This is a genomic window from Christiangramia marina (assembly GCF_048285865.1).
Taxonomy (GTDB): Bacteria; Bacteroidota; Bacteroidia; order Flavobacteriales; family Flavobacteriaceae; genus Christiangramia; species Christiangramia marina.
Window position 1 is genome coordinate 169,829 of the sequence record NZ_JBLVTK010000001.1, and the last position, 20,066, is coordinate 189,894.

Consider the following 20,066-nt stretch of genomic DNA (forward strand, 5'->3'; position numbering starts at 1 on the left):
GTCGGGCAAATTTAAGAATTTTCACTCCATTTAACCCAAGAAATGTCAGAATTTTACTTTGGTCAACTGTTAAATTAAATGGATGCAAAATGCTTATTTCTATTAACTTTGCTTTTTACTCCAACTTTATGAAAGGCTTAAATATTTTCCTGACATTTTACCTGCTTCAGCCGTGCATTTATGGCCAGGTTTTTAACGAAACCCTGCCACCTCCATTTATTAGAACCATTATATTTCAGGGAGATTCCGTAGAAAATAAAGGAAATCCAATCATTCGATTGGGTGCCAGGCTTCAATTAAGTTTTGATGATATCATTGGAGACGAAGCTGACTACTACTACACGATCGAACATTATAATTTTGATTGGACACCTTCTCAGCTCACTAAAAACGAGTATCTTGAGGGTTTTGATGATGTTAGGATTATCAATTACCGGAATTCGCTAAACACTTTGCAACCCTATACTCATTACGAGCTCGATATTCCGAATAAAAATGTTCGCGGACTCAAAGTTTCGGGCAACTATATGATTAGCATCTATAATACGCAAAGAGTAAAGGTATTCTCACGAAGATTTATGGTTTACGAACCAGTAGCGCAAATTACTGCGGAAGTAAAAAGAGCCAGAAACCTTCAGTTTATCGATGAAAAGCAAATCGTAAACTTCAGTATTAATTCTCCAGATCTGCTTCTGAAGAATCCTAACAGAAATGTCAAGGTAAGTCTCATCCAGAATTTTAATTTAAAAACTGCGATTACAGATCTTAAACCGCAATATACCATCGCTAACGAACTCATCTATCGCTATGATACTGAATCTTCCTTTTGGGGTGGCAACGAATTTCTTCAGTTTGACAATAAAGAAATAAGAATCACCAATGCAGATATTGCCAAGGTTGACATGCAGCAATTATATGTTCATTATCTGTTTATGGACATTACCAGGGACGGGCTCCCATACACATACAATCCAGATATTAACGGAGGTTTTGTGGTTAGAAATGTGCTTGCAGAAAATTCAGACCTGGAAGCCGATTATGTTTGGATGAGATTTACTTTACGAAATTATGATCCGCTTGAAGGTAAACAGATCCATCTTTATGGAGGGTTCAATAATTTTCAACTGGACGAAAGCACTAAGCTCGAATATAATAAGGAGAGCGGTTATTATGAGTTAGCAAGATTGTTTAAGCAAGGATATTATAACTACAAATATGTGGTGACAGGTCCAGACGGCATTGAAGACGGAGCAATTAGTGGAAACTATGATGAAACTGAGAACAATTATACAATCCTGGCCTACTACAGAAGTCCGGGAGCACGTTATGACAGATTGATTGGTGCAGGAGGTGCGAATTCAAGAAACATTCGTAATTAAGCTGTTTATATGCCAGATATCGAAAATAGGATTGAAACTTACCAGTATAGAGGTCAGCATTGTCTAAACTGTGAATTACCTTTAGATAAAAATGACCGGTTTTGTCCCAATTGCGGACAATTGAATACCACTAAAAAACTTAGCTTTTCAGACCTGTTTAATGAATTCTTTTCAGGAGTATTTGCCTACGACTCCAGGTTTCAGAGGACATTAAGAATACTGCTTTTCAGACCAGGAAAGATTTCAAAAGATTATGTGGAAGGAAAGAGGACCAGGTATGCAAATCCCTTTAGGTTCTACCTGAGTGTTTCCATTATCTTCTTTCTGATCTTTAGCCTTAGCCTGGATCCTAGCGAAAATTTTGGACGACAGGACCGCGACGAAAACCTGCTTTCAAAACTTGACCGTAAAGAATTGAGCAAGGCTTCCATGGATTCCATTAATAAAGTATTGACCAGCGATGATGTTGGTCTGGACAGCATCCAGAATAATGTTTTTACTGAAACTTATACTGAAAAGCTTGTGAGTCAGCCAAAACTGGACAGTATGAACTTTATTAATGCTTTTGCCAAAAAAGCAGATCTATACTATGCTTATCAGGATGAAACAGGGATTTTTACCGCTTCCCGGGCACTGGATAGTTTAAAGCACGAACAATCTAATTATAATCTCTGGCTCTATAAGAAGGCGGTAGATGCAGGAACCTTTTCAAAAGACCCTGCGCTATTTATAAACTACTTTATAGGGAAGTTACCTTTTATCATCTTTATATTTTTACCGGTTTTCGCGTTATTCATCTGGCTGCTGTATTTAAGGAGGGACTTTAATTATATGGAGCACCTCATTTTTGCGTTTCACGTGCAAACGGTGTTTTTTGTACTCTACAGCTTTGCACTGATACTGGAAATTGTTTTTAAATGGGAAATACTAACAACGCTGGCAAATTTTGTATTCCTATTCTATTTATACAAAGCGATGCGATTTTTCTACGGACAAAAACGTGTTAAAACGATTTTAAAGTTTCTACTCCTGAACCTAATATTCTTTACATTAGCCACAGTCGCTGCAATAATCTCATTGCTCGCTTCTTTTTCAATTTATTGAAACACATGATTCAACAGGTTACAAAAGGTATTAAGATCTCTGTGGAAACCAGATTCGAAGGAAAGTTCTATAAGGACTTCCAGCTGAAGTATGCTTTTGCTTACCAGATCACTATTGAAAATCAAAGTAACGATTCTGTTCAGTTAAAGTCAAGATTCTGGGAGATCAAAGATGCCTTAAGTGAAATAGAGTATGTTTCAGGAGAAGGAGTGATAGGAAAAAAACCTGTTTTGAAACCAGGTGAAAGTCATACGTACCAAAGTGGTTGTTTACTTACCGCACCCATTGGTTCCATGTCTGGATACTATAATATGATCAATTTCACAACTACGAATGAATTTCAGGTTAGAATCCCACCCTTCAGACTTGCTGCTACCTTTGCTTTAAACTAGTAAGATATTCTTCGGAGGTATCTTTATTTATCAAATTTTGATAAGAAAAATGAATACCATCAGGGCCATTTATAACCTGTGATATACTTTGAGTTTTAAGAAACCCACGGTCTATGATGAGGCCGTATTCCTTATTTCCCTTGCCTGCGCTTTTGTGAAAATTCAATAGACTCCCCGCAGTATAACCTTCAGCGCTTACCTCATCAAACCATTCTTTACGCTTTTTTTTCATTGCTTCAGAATAGAGCGGAGAAGATGACCATATATGCTGAGTGATGGGAAGATATTCGTGTTTATAATTTTTTCCATCCCATAATAATTGCTGAAAACATAGGCCATCATGCCATTCTACAATAATCATTGTAAAAGGCTCGATCCCATCAAAATTATATTTGTTTAGAAATGATCGCAATCTAAACGCGGCAAGAAATTCTTTAACAACCACTCCCCTACTTTTACGATATTCAGGCTTGCGTTCATGTGGTTTCTCAGCTCCATTCAGAAGACATATACACCTGGAATTTTCGCTAACTCCCAGCCAGGTGCCTCCAGCCTGTTTGTCTTTTGGGAAATATTGTCTTACACCTTCAAAGCGCTCCCATGCGGGTGGAAGAGTTTCACGACCAACCGATTCGTCCCGGTTAGAAGTTAATACAAAGCCAGACATAGACTCAGGACGGGGGACTAAAGTAACTGTGCACATGCTTTAAAATCAAAATTTTAAGGAAATGTACAAAAAAAGTTAAGCTTTAGTAAAGGCAAGCCAGATGTTATTGCGTGCAACTTAATTTTTTTACCTTTATCGGAATTAGAAATAATCGAAAAAACAAAATTTATATTTATGGGAAAAGGATTTTTTCACGTACCAGTAGCGGTTAACGAAGAAGTAAAAAGTTACGCTCCGGGAAGCCCAGAAAGAGAAGAAGTATTACTTACTTATAAAGACCTTTGGAATGCGAATACTGAAGTTCCTCTATATATTGGAGCTGAAGAAGTAAAAACAGGGAATACCAGAACCATCAATCCTCCACATGATCACGCTCATGTTGCAGGAACTTATCATACTGCTGAGAAAAAGCATGTGGAAAGAGCTATTTCTGAAGCTCTGGAGGCGAGAAAGAAATGGTCAAAACTGGAATGGGAACAAAGAGCTGCTATCTTTTTAAAAGCTGCCGATCTAATTTCCGGACCTTATAGACAAAAGATGAATGCTGCCACAATGATCGGGCAGTCTAAGAATATTTATCAGGCTGAAATTGATGCTGCTGCAGAGATCTGTGATTTCCTACGTTTTAATGTAGAATACATGGCAGAACTGTATGATGAGCAACCAATTTCTTCCGATGGAGTCTGGAACCGCGTAGAATACAGACCATTAGAAGGTTTCGTTTACGCTATAACTCCGTTCAACTTTACTGCAATTGCAGGAAATCTTCCTTCAAGTGCTGCCCTTATGGGGAATGTTGCCGTTTGGAAACCAAGTGATAGCCAGATGTTATCAGCTCAGGTACTTATGGAAGTATTTAAAGAGGCCGGTCTACCAGCAGGTGTGATCAACATGGTAAACGGTGATCCAGAGATGGTAACCGACACTGTACTGGCCAGCCCAGATTTTGCAGGAATTCATTTTACCGGAAGTACCAGTGTATTTAAAGGTATTTGGGGGAAAATTGGAAACAATATTCAGAATTATAAAACTTATCCAAGAATTGTTGGAGAAACAGGAGGAAAAGATTTTATCCTGGCGCACCCTACTGCAAAGGCTAAACATGTAGCAACCGCAATTTCCAGAGGAGCCTTTGAATACCAGGGTCAGAAATGTAGCGCGGCATCCCGTGTTTATATTCCTAAAAGCCTTTGGCCGGAAATTAAAGATTTCGTGATCGAGGATGTACAATCATTCAAGATGGGATCTCCAGAAGATATGTCAAACTTTATCAATGCTGTAATTCACGAAGGTTCTTTCGATAAGCTTGCAAGCTATATTGAAAAAGCAAAGAGCGATAAAAATGCAGAGATCGTAGTTGGAGGAAACTATGATAAATCTAAAGGTTACTTTATAGAACCTACCGTAATTCTTACATCAGATCCTCACTACACTACTATGGAAACTGAACTTTTTGGTCCGGTAGTAACAGTATATGTATACGATGATAATAATTTTGATGAATCCAAGTGGGCAGATATCTGCCAGACTGTAGATAATACGAGCATATATGCACTAACCGGAGCTATTATCTCTGGTGATCGTTATGCAGCTGCTCAGGCTACAGAACTATTGCAGAATGCAGCTGGAAACTTCTATATTAATGATAAACCAACCGGTGCAGTTGTAGGACAGCAGCCATTTGGTGGAGCAAGATCCAGTGGTACAAATGATAAAGCAGGATCAAAAATGAATCTTATGAGATGGATTTCTGTAAGATTGATCAAAGAGACTTTCGTCCCTGCTACAGATTACAGATACCCGTTTTTAGGAGAGTAATTCTTTCCTCAAAGACATTGATTTAAAAACCGCCTATCCGGCGGTTTTTTTTTGTTTACAGACTTTAAGGTAGATCACCTATTAAAATCGAGATACCACCTATATTCTACGATCATAATTTTTTGTTTTTTTAGCGTAACATGCTACAATTCAAAATTTTAACTTAAATTTACTTTCCCCAAAAACTTGTTCCCCAGCAAGTTACACGCATGGAAACTTGCGAAAAAGCCTACTACTGCTACCCTACGTGCTATTTATTATTGTAATTAAACCGCCAGACATATGGTTAAAAAATTACATTGGAATCTGTTTTTTGTATTATTCGTTCTCCCAATTTTAAGTTGGGGGCAATGTCCTACGTCTGTAGGTATCACATCTAATCAAGGAGCAAGTATTTGCCAGGGAACTGATGTCACTTTTACTGCAAACCCAACCGGTGGAACCTCACCCGTATATGAATGGACTCTGAATGGTACAGTAGTAGGCAGTTCTTCGACCTATTCATCAAATAGTCTGACTAATCAAGATAAAATTAGAGTAAAGGTTAGCTCTTCAACCGATTCAACTTGTGAAACTTTCAGTGATATTTTTACCATTACTGTAAACCCTAATAGAACCGGAACTGTTCAGATTCAGGCCAGCAGTAACTCAATTTGTCCTGGTGAAAATATTAGCTTCAGTATTGCGTCAGTATCCAATGCTGGAAGTGGTGCGGTTTACACCTGGAGAATTAATGGAAATACTGTAGGAAATAATAGTACTTCTTTTTCCAGTAGCGCACTGCAGAATAATGATGAAATTCAATTAAGTATTCAGTCTGGTATTCCCTGTACTCCAGACTTTAGTAGTAATACGATTATTATACAGGAAAAACCGGGAGCACCCTCCCAACCTGCAAACATTTCAGGAAATAATACTGTATGCCCTGGAACTACGCAGACATACAGTATTACGAATGTAACTGACGCTTCAGAATATGTATGGACACTACCTTCTGGATGGTCAGGTAGTAGTACAACAAACACAATAGACGTTACTTCAGGTTCAGCAGGTGGAAATATAAGCGTACAAGCGAAAAATTCCTGTGGTACCAGTCCAATGAGAGATCTGAGTGTTAGTGTTTTACCAAATACTCCGACAACCCCGGGAACTATTACTGGTCCCATTTCGGTCTGCCCGGGAATATCAGTAGATTATAGTATCGCTGCAGTTTTAAATGCAACAGGATACGTTTGGACTTTGCCGAATGGTACTGAACAAATAACAAATGATCCAGATATAACTGTTACTACCAGTACTTCTGGTAGTAGTAATATTTCGGTTAAAGCCAGGAATAGTTGCGGCACGAGTGCTTCAAGAACATTATCCGTTACTGTAAAAGCGGGGAAACCGGCTACTCCAGGAGCTATAACCGGGGATACCAATATATGCCCGGGAACCACACAAACCTATTCGATTGCAGCAGTTCAGGGAGCTCTATCCTACAACTGGACCCTTCCAAATGGCTGGACCGGATCAAGCTCTACACGTACCATTACGGTGACAAGCAATACTAATGCGGGTGATATTGTTGTAACCGCTGAAAATGATTGTGATGTAAGTGAATCCAGAACTCTAAGTATTTCAATAAAAGACGGAACACCTAATACTCCAGGAATAATCTCTGGAGCAACTGCGGTTTGTCCAACTACTTCAGAATCTTATACCGTAGCCGCAGTTGAAGGCGCTACAGAATATATCTGGACCATTCCTGGCAGCTTTTCAACCACCAGTACGGTTACAACGAATCCTACATTAAATATTACGGCTGGTAATTCAGGATCAGGTAATATAACTGTAAAAGCAAAGAATGATTGTGGTACAAGTACAGCTGCGAGTCTGGCTATTGGTATAAGCCAACCAGCTCCCGTTTTACAGGGTGATATAACCGGACCTACAAATGTTTGCAGTACCTCAACAGGAATAAGTTATTCCATTCCTGCCGTTGCAAATGCTACCTCTTATTCATGGTCACTTCCACCAGGATGGAATATCACTTCCGGAAGTACTACACGTACTATCACAGTAAGCAGCAGTTCTAACAGCGGAACAATTTCTGTAATAGCCAGAAACGATTGTGGTGATAGTCCGGCAAAAAGCATTACTGTAAATAGCACCAGCGGGGTACCTGCACAACCAGGAGTTATTACGAGTAGTTTAGGAAATAACCAGAATATTTGTCCTCCTTTGGCTGGAGTGACTTTCAGTGTTTCTGCAGTTTCAGGTGCTACAGGATATGAGTGGACATTACCGGCTGGCTGGGAAATAACTTCAGGAAATAATTCACGCTCAATTACGGTGAATATAACTGCTAATGCTCCATACCAGAATGAAAATGTATCGGTTAGAGCCCTAAATATTTGTGGCTTAAGTAATCAGAGCACATATAATAATATTACAGTATCTGACTTTATTACGACCGATTTGGGAGAAGATATAACGGTTTGTAAAAACCGAAATCCCATAACTATCGATGTCCACGCCGAATTTGGAAATTCTAAAAAGTTAACTCCTACTTTTTCTTCTACCGGAAACGGAAACTTTGGAGGCGTACCAACTAGTAATAATATACCCAATAATTATGTTGTGACATATACTCCAAGTGTTAACGATATCCTTCAGAATCAAATTACCATAACGCTAACAGTCCCCGTACCAAAAGGCATCAACCCATGTGGACCAGGAAAAGACGAAATGGTAATTTATTTTAGGGATGATCCTACCGCGAGTTTCAATTCTTCATCTTCAGAAATATGTTATAACACCAGTACCTCATTGGATATTAGCGGAACTCCTAACACTTCCATTACCTATTCAAATGGTTCCGGAAATGCTACGGTTGCTCTTGATGCTTCCGGTAATGGGACAATACCTACAGGTAACCTTACTCAAACAACCACCTATACTCTTCAATCTATTGCGTATACTGATGGTCCTGGTTGTTCACAAAATATTGCTTCGACTTCAACCATAACTGTTAACCCAATCCCTTCAGCAACATTAACGTATAATGACGGCCCTTTCTGTAATTCAGATTCAGCTTCGTATTTGCCATCATTTGCAAACCCAGTTGGTCAATTTCAAGGAGGAACATTTTCAGCAACAGGCATAAATGTTAATGCTACTGATGGATCATTTTCACCTAATGGGGTTAGTCCAGACACCTATACAATCACCTATAGTGTTAACGATCCACAGTCTTGTAGTTATGAAGATATTACTACGGAAATCGTAGTTCATGATGTGATCAACATCCCTTCTCAACCTACAGATACAAGAGTTTGTGAGGGGGATGCAATAAACTTGTCTATAGTAGCAACGGGTGATGGTCTTGGATACCAATGGTATAAAGGAAGCGGTACAGGTTCACCCATTAGCGGTGCAACTTCTTCTGACTTTAATATTAGTACATCGTCTGCTTCAGATTCAGGAACTTTTTATGTAATGATTACGGGGATATCTCCATGTACCGAACTAAAATCTGAAGAAATCGAAGTAATTGTAGATCAAAACATTGAGATTACTGAAATTTCGACCGACGCTCCAAACAATGAAATTTGTGAGGGTGCATCAGTTACTTTCGAAGTATCTGCTACTGCGGGTTCAGAAACGCTTCAATATCAATGGTACAATTCAAATGGACCAATTTCTGGTGCTACAGGAGAAACGTATGTTCTTAACAATGCTTCTCTAACTAATGCGGATGAATATTATGTTGAGATTAGTGCGAGTAATGAATATTTATGCAATTCAGCAACCTCAGAAACTATAACTTTAGATGTCAACGAGATTCCGAATGCAGATATAAGCTATTCAGGTCCATTTTGCAATTCAGACTCAGAAGTAAAAAGTGTTAGTTTCAGTAATACGGCAGGAGATTATACTGGAGGAAGCTTTTCATTTACAGTTATCTCAGGCGGCAATAATCTTGATATAAATACTGAATCTGGTGAAATTGATCCTTCAGTAAGTGATCCGGGAGTTTATGAAATTAGTTATAGTACAGCTGAATCTGGAGGTTGCGCTCAAGTTATTGAAATTACACAAGTAACAATTACGGAAGCTCCTACAGCTAATATTAGTTTTGCCAACGATCAAACTGAATTTTGTAATGATGCCAGCCAGGGGATTATTACCCCTATTCTAACGGGAACTGGAAATTATACCGGAGGTACGTTTGACGGTATTTCAGGTATAAACACATCTACCGGAGCCATAGATCTTAATGGAATTGTTACAGGAAATTATTCAGTTACCTACTCAATACCAGCCTCAGAGGGTTGTCCTTCTCAGGTTGTAAGTATTGATATTGTTGTAAATGATAAAATAAATATCACCTCCCAGCCTTTCAACATTGGTGCGTGCTCTGGTGCTGAAATTGAACTTGAGGTAGCAGCCTCCGGTGCTGATTTAGATTATCAGTGGTTTAAGGGTACATATCCTGGAACAGCAATAACCGGAGCCAATACTGCCATTTTCGGGATATCCCCCGTGAATTCGACAGATAATGGAATTTATTATGTAGAAGTTTCGGCGGCTAATTCATGCTCGTTGGTGAGATCGGAAGAAGTTACGGTAAGCGTAGATGAAAATATAATCGTTACTACTCAACCGCAGGATGAGTCCGCTTGTTCTGGTGATGATATTACATTTGATATTGAAGCGACAGCAAATGGAGGATCAGTGAGTTATCAATGGATGTTTAACGGTGTAAACCTTACAGGTGAAACTGGAGACTCTCTAACTCTAACATCTTTATCCCTTGATGACGCCGGAGAATATTCAGTATTCATAGAAGGACCAGATGGATATACCTGTTCAACAATAACTTCTGGAGCTGCTACACTTACTGTCAATGAACCACCAACAGTGAATGCCGGAGATAACTTCGAGGTATGTACTAGTAGTAATAGTTTTAATATTGGTGAAGATGCAACTGCAAGTAATTTTTCAAGTCTGCAATGGAGTTCTTCCGGCGGCGGTACTTTTAGCGATGAATCCGCGTTACAAACCACTTACTCTCCAGCAACTGGTGAAACAGGATCGGTAACGCTTACATTAACCGCTAATGGTAATGGAGTTTGTTCTTCCATTACAGATGACCTCATCGTAAATATCGAACCGCTTCCAGTAATTTCATTGTTTGAATATGCTGCGGAAGAATTTTGTGTTTCCATTTCTGATACTCAAGCTCCAACCATTACTGGTGAAAACGCTTATCTCAATGGAACATTTAGTGTCACACCTACTGATGCTGGAGATGTACTTTCCATTGATGCTGCAGGAAATATCAAACCTTCATTAAGCGATCCTGGTGAATATCTCATTAATTACGCAACTCCTTCATCTGGTATTTGCGATGTGGTAGAAGCAGATTTCACTGTAATTATTGGCGATTTGCCGGATGCCTCTTTCAGTTATGATGCTGAAGAATATTGCCGGAACACAAGAGAGGATTCTGTAACCGCTCCAGCAATTACGATCAATGCCGGCGGAGAAAGTGCAGATAGTTTTTCATATACTGGTTCAGGAAACCTAGAATTGGAAAGTACAACAGGAGCCATAGATATATACAATTCAGAGGCTGGTGAATACACAATTACCAGAACTATTGATTATTCAGGAGATAATGAGGATGGTTGTGATCCGGTTTCAGAAACCTTTACGATCACTATTAATGATAAACCTATACCGGACTTTACCTATGCTAGTGCTGAGTTTTGTTCAGATGAAACTGATCCTTCTCCTGCAGCTATCACTAATGGTGTTTTCGGGGTATTCACATTTGCTCCAAACGCCGGAGAGGAAGGTAACCAACTTTCTATTAATCCCAGTTCCGGAGAAATAGATCTGGATACAAGTGATCCCGGATCATATATCATCACTAATACGGTAGACAATTCAGATGACGTATGTGAAGAAGTCTCCTTTGAATTTGAGTTGACTATCTATGAGAAGAAAGATCCGACTTTTACATATACAGAAACCGACTATTGTATATCTGAATTAGAAGCTACGGTTACACCTGGAATTGCTTCCGGAGGAACTTTTTCCAGCACAACTCTAGGCAATAATTATTTAGATCCTGCAACTGGAGAAATCGAATGGAACAATCAATCAAGTATCACTGGCACCCATAACATCACATATACTATTCCTGCGAATGGGACTTGCGAAGCAGTATCACATGATTTTGAAATAAGAATTGATGCACTTCCAGATGGTGGTGAAGCTCTGTGGTCTAAGAATAATGAACGACTTTTTCTAACATGCGCCAACCCTGTTTCAGGATATGCAAGTACTCTGAATCTTATTGGTTATGTGGGAGAGATCATTGGCTGGGAGTATAGAGGATCCTCTTCAACTTCCTGGAGTTCTATAAATAGTACAAATGCAACACTAACGGAAGATCAAATAGAGTCAGCAGTATCACCGGGAGATGAATCTACAGTATTTCGAGCATTATTATCAAACAATTCATGCGATAGTGGAGTTTATTCCGAACCGGCTATTGTTAGCGTAATTATAGCTGATATTAAACCTACTCCTGTACAGGTTGATAAAGATATAATATGTATAGGAGACACGATAAGCTTAAGTTCACAAACAGGATATAGCAGCACTGGTGAGAAATTTGAAGGAGGACAATTCACTGAAGCTGGAATTAAAAACAAAGGCTGGAGATTTACAAATCCAAGTGGTGGGTCAAATGATTATTCTGCAGCTGCAAATAACGGCAGAGCAGATCACTGGTTAAAAATGAACGCGAGTGGTGGTCCTGATGGCAAAGTTTTTACTGGTAATCTTCCAAATTATAATAATCCTTCTACTATTCGTTGGACTTCAATACTGAACGTTAATGAAAAGTTTGCCTTAGTTACCGGTGATAATGTTTCACTAATGGAAACTCCAGTTTTTGCATTGAATGGAATGGATGAAGCTATCTTCACATGGGATCAGGGTTATAATCTTTCTGAAGGAGCTAAGATCACCGTAGAAATATCTACAACTGGCGGTGCAGATTATAATACGGTTTTATATACTCTTACCAGTGATGGAAGTGTAGAGGTTGGAAGTAGTGGTAATTACCTCGATTTTGGTGGTGGTACTCCTCAATCCAGACCCAAAAATAAGATGGTAATTAACCTTGGCGACTACCTGGGTCAGTCAAATCTAAGGGTACGATTTAATTATGAAGGAGTTAGAGATGGTGATGTTTGGGCCGTCGACAATGTCAAGGTACCAGAAGGACCACAAGAAATTTTATTGCAATGGTATTATGATGAAGATTTAGATAATCCAGATAATGAATTAGAAGAAATTGGAGAAGTTAACGAGTACACAGTAAATTTCATTCCAAGAAAAATTGGATGGAATGATTTCGAAGTGCAGACAAGAATAATATTAGATAGTAATGGTGATCAATGCCAGAGTGTAGATAATTTTGAAACCATTAGAGTTTGGGCTTTTGACGAATACATAACCGAAGTTTCTACAACCGTAGGAGCATGTGGTAGTTTATCCATTTTACTGAATGCTACGGTCACCGCAACCCAACAGGCTATGCAAATTACAGAGTACCCTACGCTAGATGGTTATGTAGGTAGCTGGAAAGTTTTTGATACAAACAACATTGAAGTTACAACTGGCTTCAGTTTCGAGAACCAGGATAACAGCAGCAATCTTGATCCTGTAAAGGACCCGAATGCTATTTTTACTGCAGAAAACTTAGGTGATTATCAAATACGATGGGTTCTTACTCCAACAGCCACAGATGAAAATGGAGTCTTGATCGAAAATGCTGGCTGCCCACCCATAGATACCACAGAAACGATCAGTCTTATAGATTGTGTAACTCTTGATTTTGACGGTTATGATGATTATGTGGATCTTGGAAATAATTATACCGGCAGTTTCTTTTTAGAAGCATGGATAATGCCATTCGATAGACCACTTCCGGAGGGCGGAATGACTGATGCTTCAAAAGGAACCATTTTTAGCACTCCGGGATTTGAACTTACCATGGAGAATCTTCCTGATTTTGTAGAGCCTAATAATAGGTGGTACCACATTGCTGTTTCCAGTACTGGAAATAAATTATTTATTGATGGAATCGATGTTGGTAGCATTACTGTAAATTCGTCTGGAACTAATACCGCCGCTATTGGTGCAAGATATAGCGCCTCTTCAAAAACTGCTACCAATCACTTCTCAGGATGGATAGAGGAAGTCAGGATCTGGAACAATGCTCCTTCAGAAAAAGAGATCAGGTTTATGATGAACCAGCGACTTAAACTTAATTCTTCAAATCAGGTTGTTAGTCCTATTGAAGGGGAAGTCGTGCCAAACAGAACTGTTGATGGCAGCTACTATACCGCTAATGGTTTCAATTTAGACGAGGATGGAGTGAGTTTCTATGATCAAACTGCGGCTGACCTTGCCGGATACTTTAGACTATATTCCGATAATCCCGACCCGGACAATAAACTTCCAGGTTACTTCATGGATGCGCTCAAACCATTGAACGGACTTACACCCAACCATGCAAATGCAGCAAATCCTGGTAGAATGGTCAATATTGAAACAGATCAGGAGAATACATCGCCTACCCCGTATTTCTCCTATGCAGATGGATCTACCTGGACAGACATCAATACCTGGGCCAGACCAGAAGTTTGGGACGTACCCAATAGCCTAGGTTATAATAGCACTCCAATTGACTGGAACATAGCAAGAATCAATCATATTTTTGAATCCAATAGAGCTATTACGATGCTCGGTCTGCTTTCTGAGACCACTGGAAAGGAATTAACTATCAATGCCAGTAATCCAATAACAATTTCACATTATTTATATCTGGACGGTAGTATAGATCTGCAGGGTGAATCTCAGTTATTACAAAACCACGGAAGTATTCTGGCAAACGAAAGCGCTGGATTTGTTGAAATAGATCAACAAGGTAGAATGAGTAGTTTTAATTATAATTACTGGACAAGTCCCGTAAGTACCCAGGGTTCTTCGAACAATTCAGGTTACCGACTGCTGGATGTTCTTATGGATGGAACAAATGCCGAAAATCCTACTGGAATTAACTGGAGAACTGGATATTTTGATGCAGATGGAGCTAGAACCTCTCCAATAACAATCACCGATGCCTGGATCTGGGATTTCAGAGGTGGTGATGCAGATATCTATGGCGACTGGCTATTTATGGGGAATGATTTTATGCAAATTGCTGGTGCTGGATATTCCATGAAAGGGACTGATGGTACTGTGGCACCAAATCAAATGACACAGAATTATGTTTTCCGCGGAAAACCAAATAATGGTGATATCCCTACTACCGAATTGAGTCTGAATTCAACGCAGAATTTTCTAGTAGGTAATCCATTCCCTTCCGCTTTAGATGCAAACGAATTTTTACGAGATAACTTAAATGTTGTAGGAACCGGAGCAGGAAACAATTCCCAAAATGTTTTTAATGGGACGCTCTACTATTGGGATCATTTTGCGGGAAGCACCCATATTTTAGAAGAATATGTTGGAGGGTATGCAACCTATACCCTCGCAGGCTCTGCTCCTGCAATTTTAAACGACTGGCGTATAAGCCAGGTAGGTGGAAATGGAACTAAAGAAGCTAAGCAGTACATACCAGTAGCACAAGGTTTCTTTTTGAATAGTGCTCCAGTGAATGGTAATACATTTGGTGGACAGATTCGGTTTAATAATACCCAGAGAGTTTATAGAAGAGAAAGTGTAGATCCATCTATTTTTCTACAACAGGAGAACGATCCAAAATCTTCAATAAACAGGACGAGAAAAAGCTCAGAGGATGATCGAGCAAAGATCAGGCTCAAATTTGAATCTCCGGCAGGTTATCACAGGCAAATTCTGGTTACCAGAGACGCAAATACCACGAACGGTTTTGATGTTGGTTATGATGCTCCGCTTATTGAAAATAACAAGGAAGATATGTACTGGTGGTTTGCAGATAACAGATTTGTAATTCAGGGAGTTCCTGATTTTGAAAAGGATCAAGTATTACCATTAGCTATAAAAACTTCTTCGGAAGGATCATTTACCATTAAAATAGATAGTACAGAAAACTGGCCTGCAAATAAAGAACTATACCTGAAGGACAACCAAAATGACAGTATTCATGACTTGCTTGCCGGTTCATACAAAGGCACTACCACCGAAGGAGAAATTAGCGATCGTTTCGAAATAGTATTCTTTAAAGAAATCGCCCAGGAACCTGATCCAGTGGTTATTCCGGAAGAACCTGAATTACCAGTAATCGATGGGTTAGTAGGAATATCTTACAGTACCTTCAGCAGAAATGTCAAAATTAGTAATGAGGATTTACTGAAAGTTGAAAAGGTTTTAATTTATGATATGGGTGGTAAGCTGATTCAGGAATTCGATGGTCTACCTTCAGAAAAAGAGATTTATCTAGGCTTAAGGCCAGTGAGATCTGGAATTTATATTGTCAAGGTTTTCTGTGAGAATGCAATCTGTAATAAGAAGATCATCGTGAAATAATGGAAAGTAGTTTCTTACAAGATGAATTTAACAGACCTGTGATTTGTTTAGATTACTGAATTAAAGACTTTTATCGTTCAATTTTTACCATAAACTTAACACTTTTAATCGAATTTATATTACTTTTACCGATGAAAATCTAGATCGGCAACCTTATGAAGCAGTTTTTTTTTGAACACCAATTTATTGGTTTCAAGGCTTTCTATATATCATTTGTTTTAATGCTACTTTTATGTAGCCTAAATTCTAGTGCTCAAACTGTAAGTTTGGAGTTAGATTCGAACGGTCAGGTTAGTATTTCTAGTTCAGATATTGGGAACTCTATCACTAGTGGATTAGGTCTTGGGACGCTCCAATCCATAGTCTTCAGCCAGACAAACTTCGATTGTTCAGATATTGGCACCAATACAGTTAGCACTACTTTGCAAGGTATTCTTTTATCTACAACCATTGATATCACGGTTGAAGTGGAAGACAACCTACCTCCTCAGGCTAGTGTAAAAGACTTTACCTTGTATTTAGACTCCAATGGTATAGGAAGTTTATTGCCTTCAGACCTTGACAACGGTTCCACCGATAATTGTACTATTGAACAATACAACGTTAGTAAATCAACTTTTGATTATTCAGATTTAGGTAATAACACTGTAGAACTCAGTATTATTGATGCAAATTCGAACACTAGTACAACTTCTGCTACAGTGACAGTTGTGGACAATGAGCCACCAACAGTACTTACCAAGAATATTACTGTTGAACTGGACGATGACGGAAAGGTAACAATACAACCTTTAGAAATAGATAATGGATCGACAGACAATGGGAAAATTAGCTCATACACTTTGGACCCAACTGTATTTACATGTAACGACGTTGGTCCTAATACAGTCACTCTTACGGTAATTGATGAAAGCGGAAATTCAGCCAGTGAAAATGCTACTGTTACCGTCGAGGATAATATCGCTCCCAATGCAGTTGCTCAAAATATAACTATTCAGTTGGATGCTTCGGGAAATGCTTCAATTACCGCTGCTGAAATTGATAATGGTTCAAGCGATAATTGTGGGATCCAGAGTTTAAGTTTAGATAAAACCAATTATGACTGTACTGATGTTGGATCTAGCAACGTGGTATTGACGGTAACCGATAATCACAATAATTCCAGCACGGCCACTGCGACCGTTACTGTCGAGGATAATATCGCTCCCAACGCAATTGCTCAGAATCTCACAATTCAGTTGGATGCTTCAGGAAACGCTTCTATTACCGCTGCTGAAGTTGATAATGGTTCAAGCGATAATTGCGGAATCAAGGATTTGAGTCTGGATATCACAAGTTTTGATTGTTCTAATGTGGGGGCAAACAGTGTGGTGTTAACTGTTACCGATGTAAATAACAATTCCAGCACCGCGAATGCCACTATTACTGTTGAAGATAATATCGCTCCTACTGCTATTGCTCAAAATATAACTGTTCAGTTAGATGCTTCAGGAAACGCTTCTATTACCGCTGCTGAAGTTGATAATGGTTCAAGCGATAATTGTGGAGTTTCCAACTTAAGTGTGGACAAAACTAATTTTAATTGCTCCAACGTGGGCGATAATACGGTTATTCTAACAGCTACTGATGTAAACGACAACGTAAGCACTACCACTGCCACGGTAACCGTTCAGGATAATATAGTACCTGTTATAAATGCAGTATCTGCTATTACTTCCGATAGTTCAGAAGATAATTGTTTCGTAAGATTAACCATACCAAACCCAGGGGCGACCGATAATTGCCAGGTATCAAATCCTGTTGGAAACAGGGATGATGGCCAAAGCCTTGACGATCCTTTCCCTATTGGTATTACAACTATAACCTGGAATGTTACCGATGAAAATGGAAAGGTTGCAGAACCTGTAACGCAAGAGGTTATTGTTGAGGATAAAACCTTGCCGATAATTGATCACAATGGTGACAAAGATGTTTTTAATGAGCCCAATACATGTGCAGCTACTGTGAATGTTTTAGCAACGGCGGAAGACAATTGTGAGGTGAGTTCTCCAGTTGGTGTTAGAAGTGATGGGCTGGCTCTTACAGATCCCTATCCTGTAGGTTCAACCGATATTTTCTGGAATATAACGGATGAAAATGGTAACGCCGCTATAGAAAAAGTACAGGTTGTAACAGTCCAGGATAACGAAAAACCTGTGGTTCCAGTTCTTGAAGACATAACGGCACAATGTTCCATAACCTTAACTCCACCCACAACTACCGATAATTGTGATGAGGAAGTTGTTGGCTCTACTGGCGTTGCTCTTACTATTGAAGAATCAACCACTGTTTTTTGGATATTTACAGATTCCGCAGGAAACAGCACTACTTCAGTACCACAGAATATAGTAATTGCTGATACGGAAGCTCCTGTGCCTAACATTACCAATTTACCTAGGAAATCCATTATAGGATGTCAGATCTCCAGTATTAATGAATTGGATATTCCTATTGCGACAGATGCTTGTGACGGGGCCATTATGGGGACTCTTGGGAGTGCCTTCGAGTTCCCTTATTCATTTTACGGCATCAACACTATTTTCTGGGAATTTGAAGATGAATCTGGAAATATCTTCATTCAAGAACAGGAAATCCAGCTAAATCCAACTGCCATTGATGGTGGTACTTTATCAGGGAATTTTGAAGGCACAACCTTTCCTGAACAGATCGACATCTCCTCATGTGGAACTCAAATTTCTGTAGATCTAAGTTTAAGTGGTAAAACTGGAAATATCATTCAATGGGAAAAATTTGCTGTTAATGAAGGTTATTGGGAAATTATCAATACTACTTCAACAAATTATACTGCAAACTTTTCTGCGGGCGCATTTGAATCCACTTATTTTAGGGTCCTGGTAAAAAACGGGACATGCTCTGAATATTCCAACAGCTATTTCGTACGGGCTCTTCCTGCCGGTGATGCACCTACGGTAACTAATCTTGATGATCCACAAAAATACTGCCTGGGAGATCCGGTAAGTCTAATTGCTGAAAGTAATTATTTAGCAACCCAGCCAGCAATTCCTGCTGAGTCACCAGGAGATTTTAATCAGGGACAACTAAACACACAGGATCCTGACGGATGGTTAACAGATGGAGCACCAGGTGGTTTCACTGCCGGCGGAAATTCGAAAAAACCTAGAAACTGGTCAGGAACTAATAATCACGAGTTTGGCGGTATAGAGTTTGACGGCGAAGATAAAAAGTTTGCAATCGCTCAAGGTGATTTTCGTGATAATAAATATAAAGGCGATACACCAACAACTCTGGAAACTCCAATTCTCGATCTTAGTAATGCTGCTGCAGCAAGCCTGGATTTTGATCAGGCTTTTTATTTCGCCAATAACGACGTAGCTGTCATTGAAATCTCTACAGACGGCGGGAACACCTATTCTAACTTGAGAGTGATGCACGCTGCCGGATCTGGTATTTTAAAATGGCTTACTGCTGGAACAGCCGAATCTACAGCTGGTTCCAATGCTACAAATTATAATTTCAGCACAGATAATACCTCTATATCACTAAACGATTATATTGGTGAAAGCCGAGTAAGAATTCGCTGGTCTTTTACCGGCACCAGTGATAAAAGTGTTTGGGCGATGGATAATATTTTTGTTAATAATGAAGTCCCTGTAGATACTGAACTGGAATGGACTGTTGGAATTGGTAATCCGGAAGAGTCACCAATCGAGCAGGGCCAAACCAGTATAGCAATTAATTTTATACCTCAATCGCCAGGTGTTCATGAATATGGTGCTACAGCATTAATTAATGGTTGTAGAACATATGATGAAGAGGGAACAGATTTAATATCCATTCCTGTAACCTATTCCTACGCGGGAGAGGATATTATATATACGGATGAGCAATGTGGCCAAAATAATGTTCAATTGAATGCTTACGACAACAGTCTTTCGGCTAACCAAAACTTCGAAAAACAAGCATACCCTACAAAACCAGAAAATTGCCTTACATGTGACGCACCTGGAACTCAGGAGATTGGTACCTGGTCATGGAGTGGAAATTCACCAGATTGTCAAGCACCAGAATTTTCAGACGTTAATGACCCTAATGCAACTTTTAGTG

General features: G+C 39.2%; 7 protein-coding genes. 6 read left to right on the plus strand and 1 reads right to left on the minus strand.

Annotated features, from left to right (window positions below; genetic code table 11):
* Positions 1-128: 128 nt before the first annotated feature.
* The 3 genes from ACNKXS_RS00835 to apaG are packed head-to-tail and all read left to right on the plus strand — an operon-like array spanning position 129 to position 2,875.
* Positions 129-1,379 carry a type IX secretion system plug protein gene (locus ACNKXS_RS00835; protein WP_417919225.1) on the plus strand — a complete coding sequence of 417 codons (1,251 nt, stop codon included), beginning with the start codon at positions 129-131 and terminating at the stop codon, positions 1,377-1,379.
* Positions 1,380-1,388: 9 nt separating this feature from the next.
* Positions 1,389-2,483 carry a DUF3667 domain-containing protein gene (locus ACNKXS_RS00840; RefSeq protein WP_417919226.1) on the plus strand — a complete coding sequence of 365 codons (1,095 nt, stop codon included), beginning with the start codon at positions 1,389-1,391 and terminating at the stop codon, positions 2,481-2,483.
* Positions 2,484-2,488: 5 nt separating this feature from the next.
* Positions 2,489-2,875 carry a Co2+/Mg2+ efflux protein ApaG gene (gene apaG, locus ACNKXS_RS00845; protein ID WP_026914360.1) on the plus strand — a complete coding sequence of 129 codons (387 nt, stop codon included), beginning with the start codon at positions 2,489-2,491 and terminating at the stop codon, positions 2,873-2,875.
* Here apaG and ACNKXS_RS00850 read toward each other — a convergent pair.
* A complete protein-coding gene (locus tag ACNKXS_RS00850; RefSeq protein ID WP_417919227.1) occupies positions 2,856-3,578 on the minus strand; it encodes an NRDE family protein in 723 nt (240 codons plus the stop codon). The genes apaG and ACNKXS_RS00850 overlap by 20 nt on opposite strands.
* 138 nt (positions 3,579-3,716) lie before the next feature.
* Here ACNKXS_RS00850 and pruA point away from each other — a divergent pair, with 138 nt between their 5' ends.
* The 3 genes from pruA to ACNKXS_RS00865 all read left to right on the plus strand — a co-directional run.
* Positions 3,717-5,360 (plus strand): L-glutamate gamma-semialdehyde dehydrogenase, encoded by a 1,644-nt coding sequence (gene pruA / locus ACNKXS_RS00855; RefSeq protein ID WP_417919228.1) that lies wholly within the window; start codon positions 3,717-3,719, stop codon positions 5,358-5,360.
* A gap of 282 nt (positions 5,361-5,642) precedes the next feature.
* The gene (locus ACNKXS_RS00860; RefSeq protein WP_417919229.1) at positions 5,643-15,941 is read left to right on the plus strand and encodes an Ig-like domain-containing protein; all 10,299 of its coding nucleotides are present in this window, start codon (positions 5,643-5,645) and stop codon (positions 15,939-15,941) included.
* A gap of 266 nt (positions 15,942-16,207) precedes the next feature.
* A partial coding sequence (locus ACNKXS_RS00865) for an autotransporter outer membrane beta-barrel domain-containing protein (protein ID WP_470271277.1) occupies positions 16,208-20,066 on the plus strand: 3,859 nt, incomplete at its 3' end.

Excerpts from the sequence above, each read along its gene's own strand:
- ACNKXS_RS00835 (WP_417919225.1), top strand. The coding sequence starts at position 129 with ATGAAAGGCTTAAATATTTTCCTGACATTTTACCTGCTTCAGCCGTGC.
- pruA (WP_417919228.1), top strand. The coding sequence starts at position 3,717 with ATGGGAAAAGGATTTTTTCACGTACCAGTAGCGGTTAACGAAGAAGTA.
- ACNKXS_RS00860 (WP_417919229.1), top strand. The coding sequence starts at position 5,643 with ATGGTTAAAAAATTACATTGGAATCTGTTTTTTGTATTATTCGTTCTC.
- apaG (WP_026914360.1), top strand. The coding sequence starts at position 2,489 with ATGATTCAACAGGTTACAAAAGGTATTAAGATCTCTGTGGAAACCAGA.
- ACNKXS_RS00840 (WP_417919226.1), top strand. The coding sequence starts at position 1,389 with ATGCCAGATATCGAAAATAGGATTGAAACTTACCAGTATAGAGGTCAG.
- ACNKXS_RS00850 (WP_417919227.1), bottom strand. The coding sequence starts at position 3,578 with ATGTGCACAGTTACTTTAGTCCCCCGTCCTGAGTCTATGTCTGGCTTT.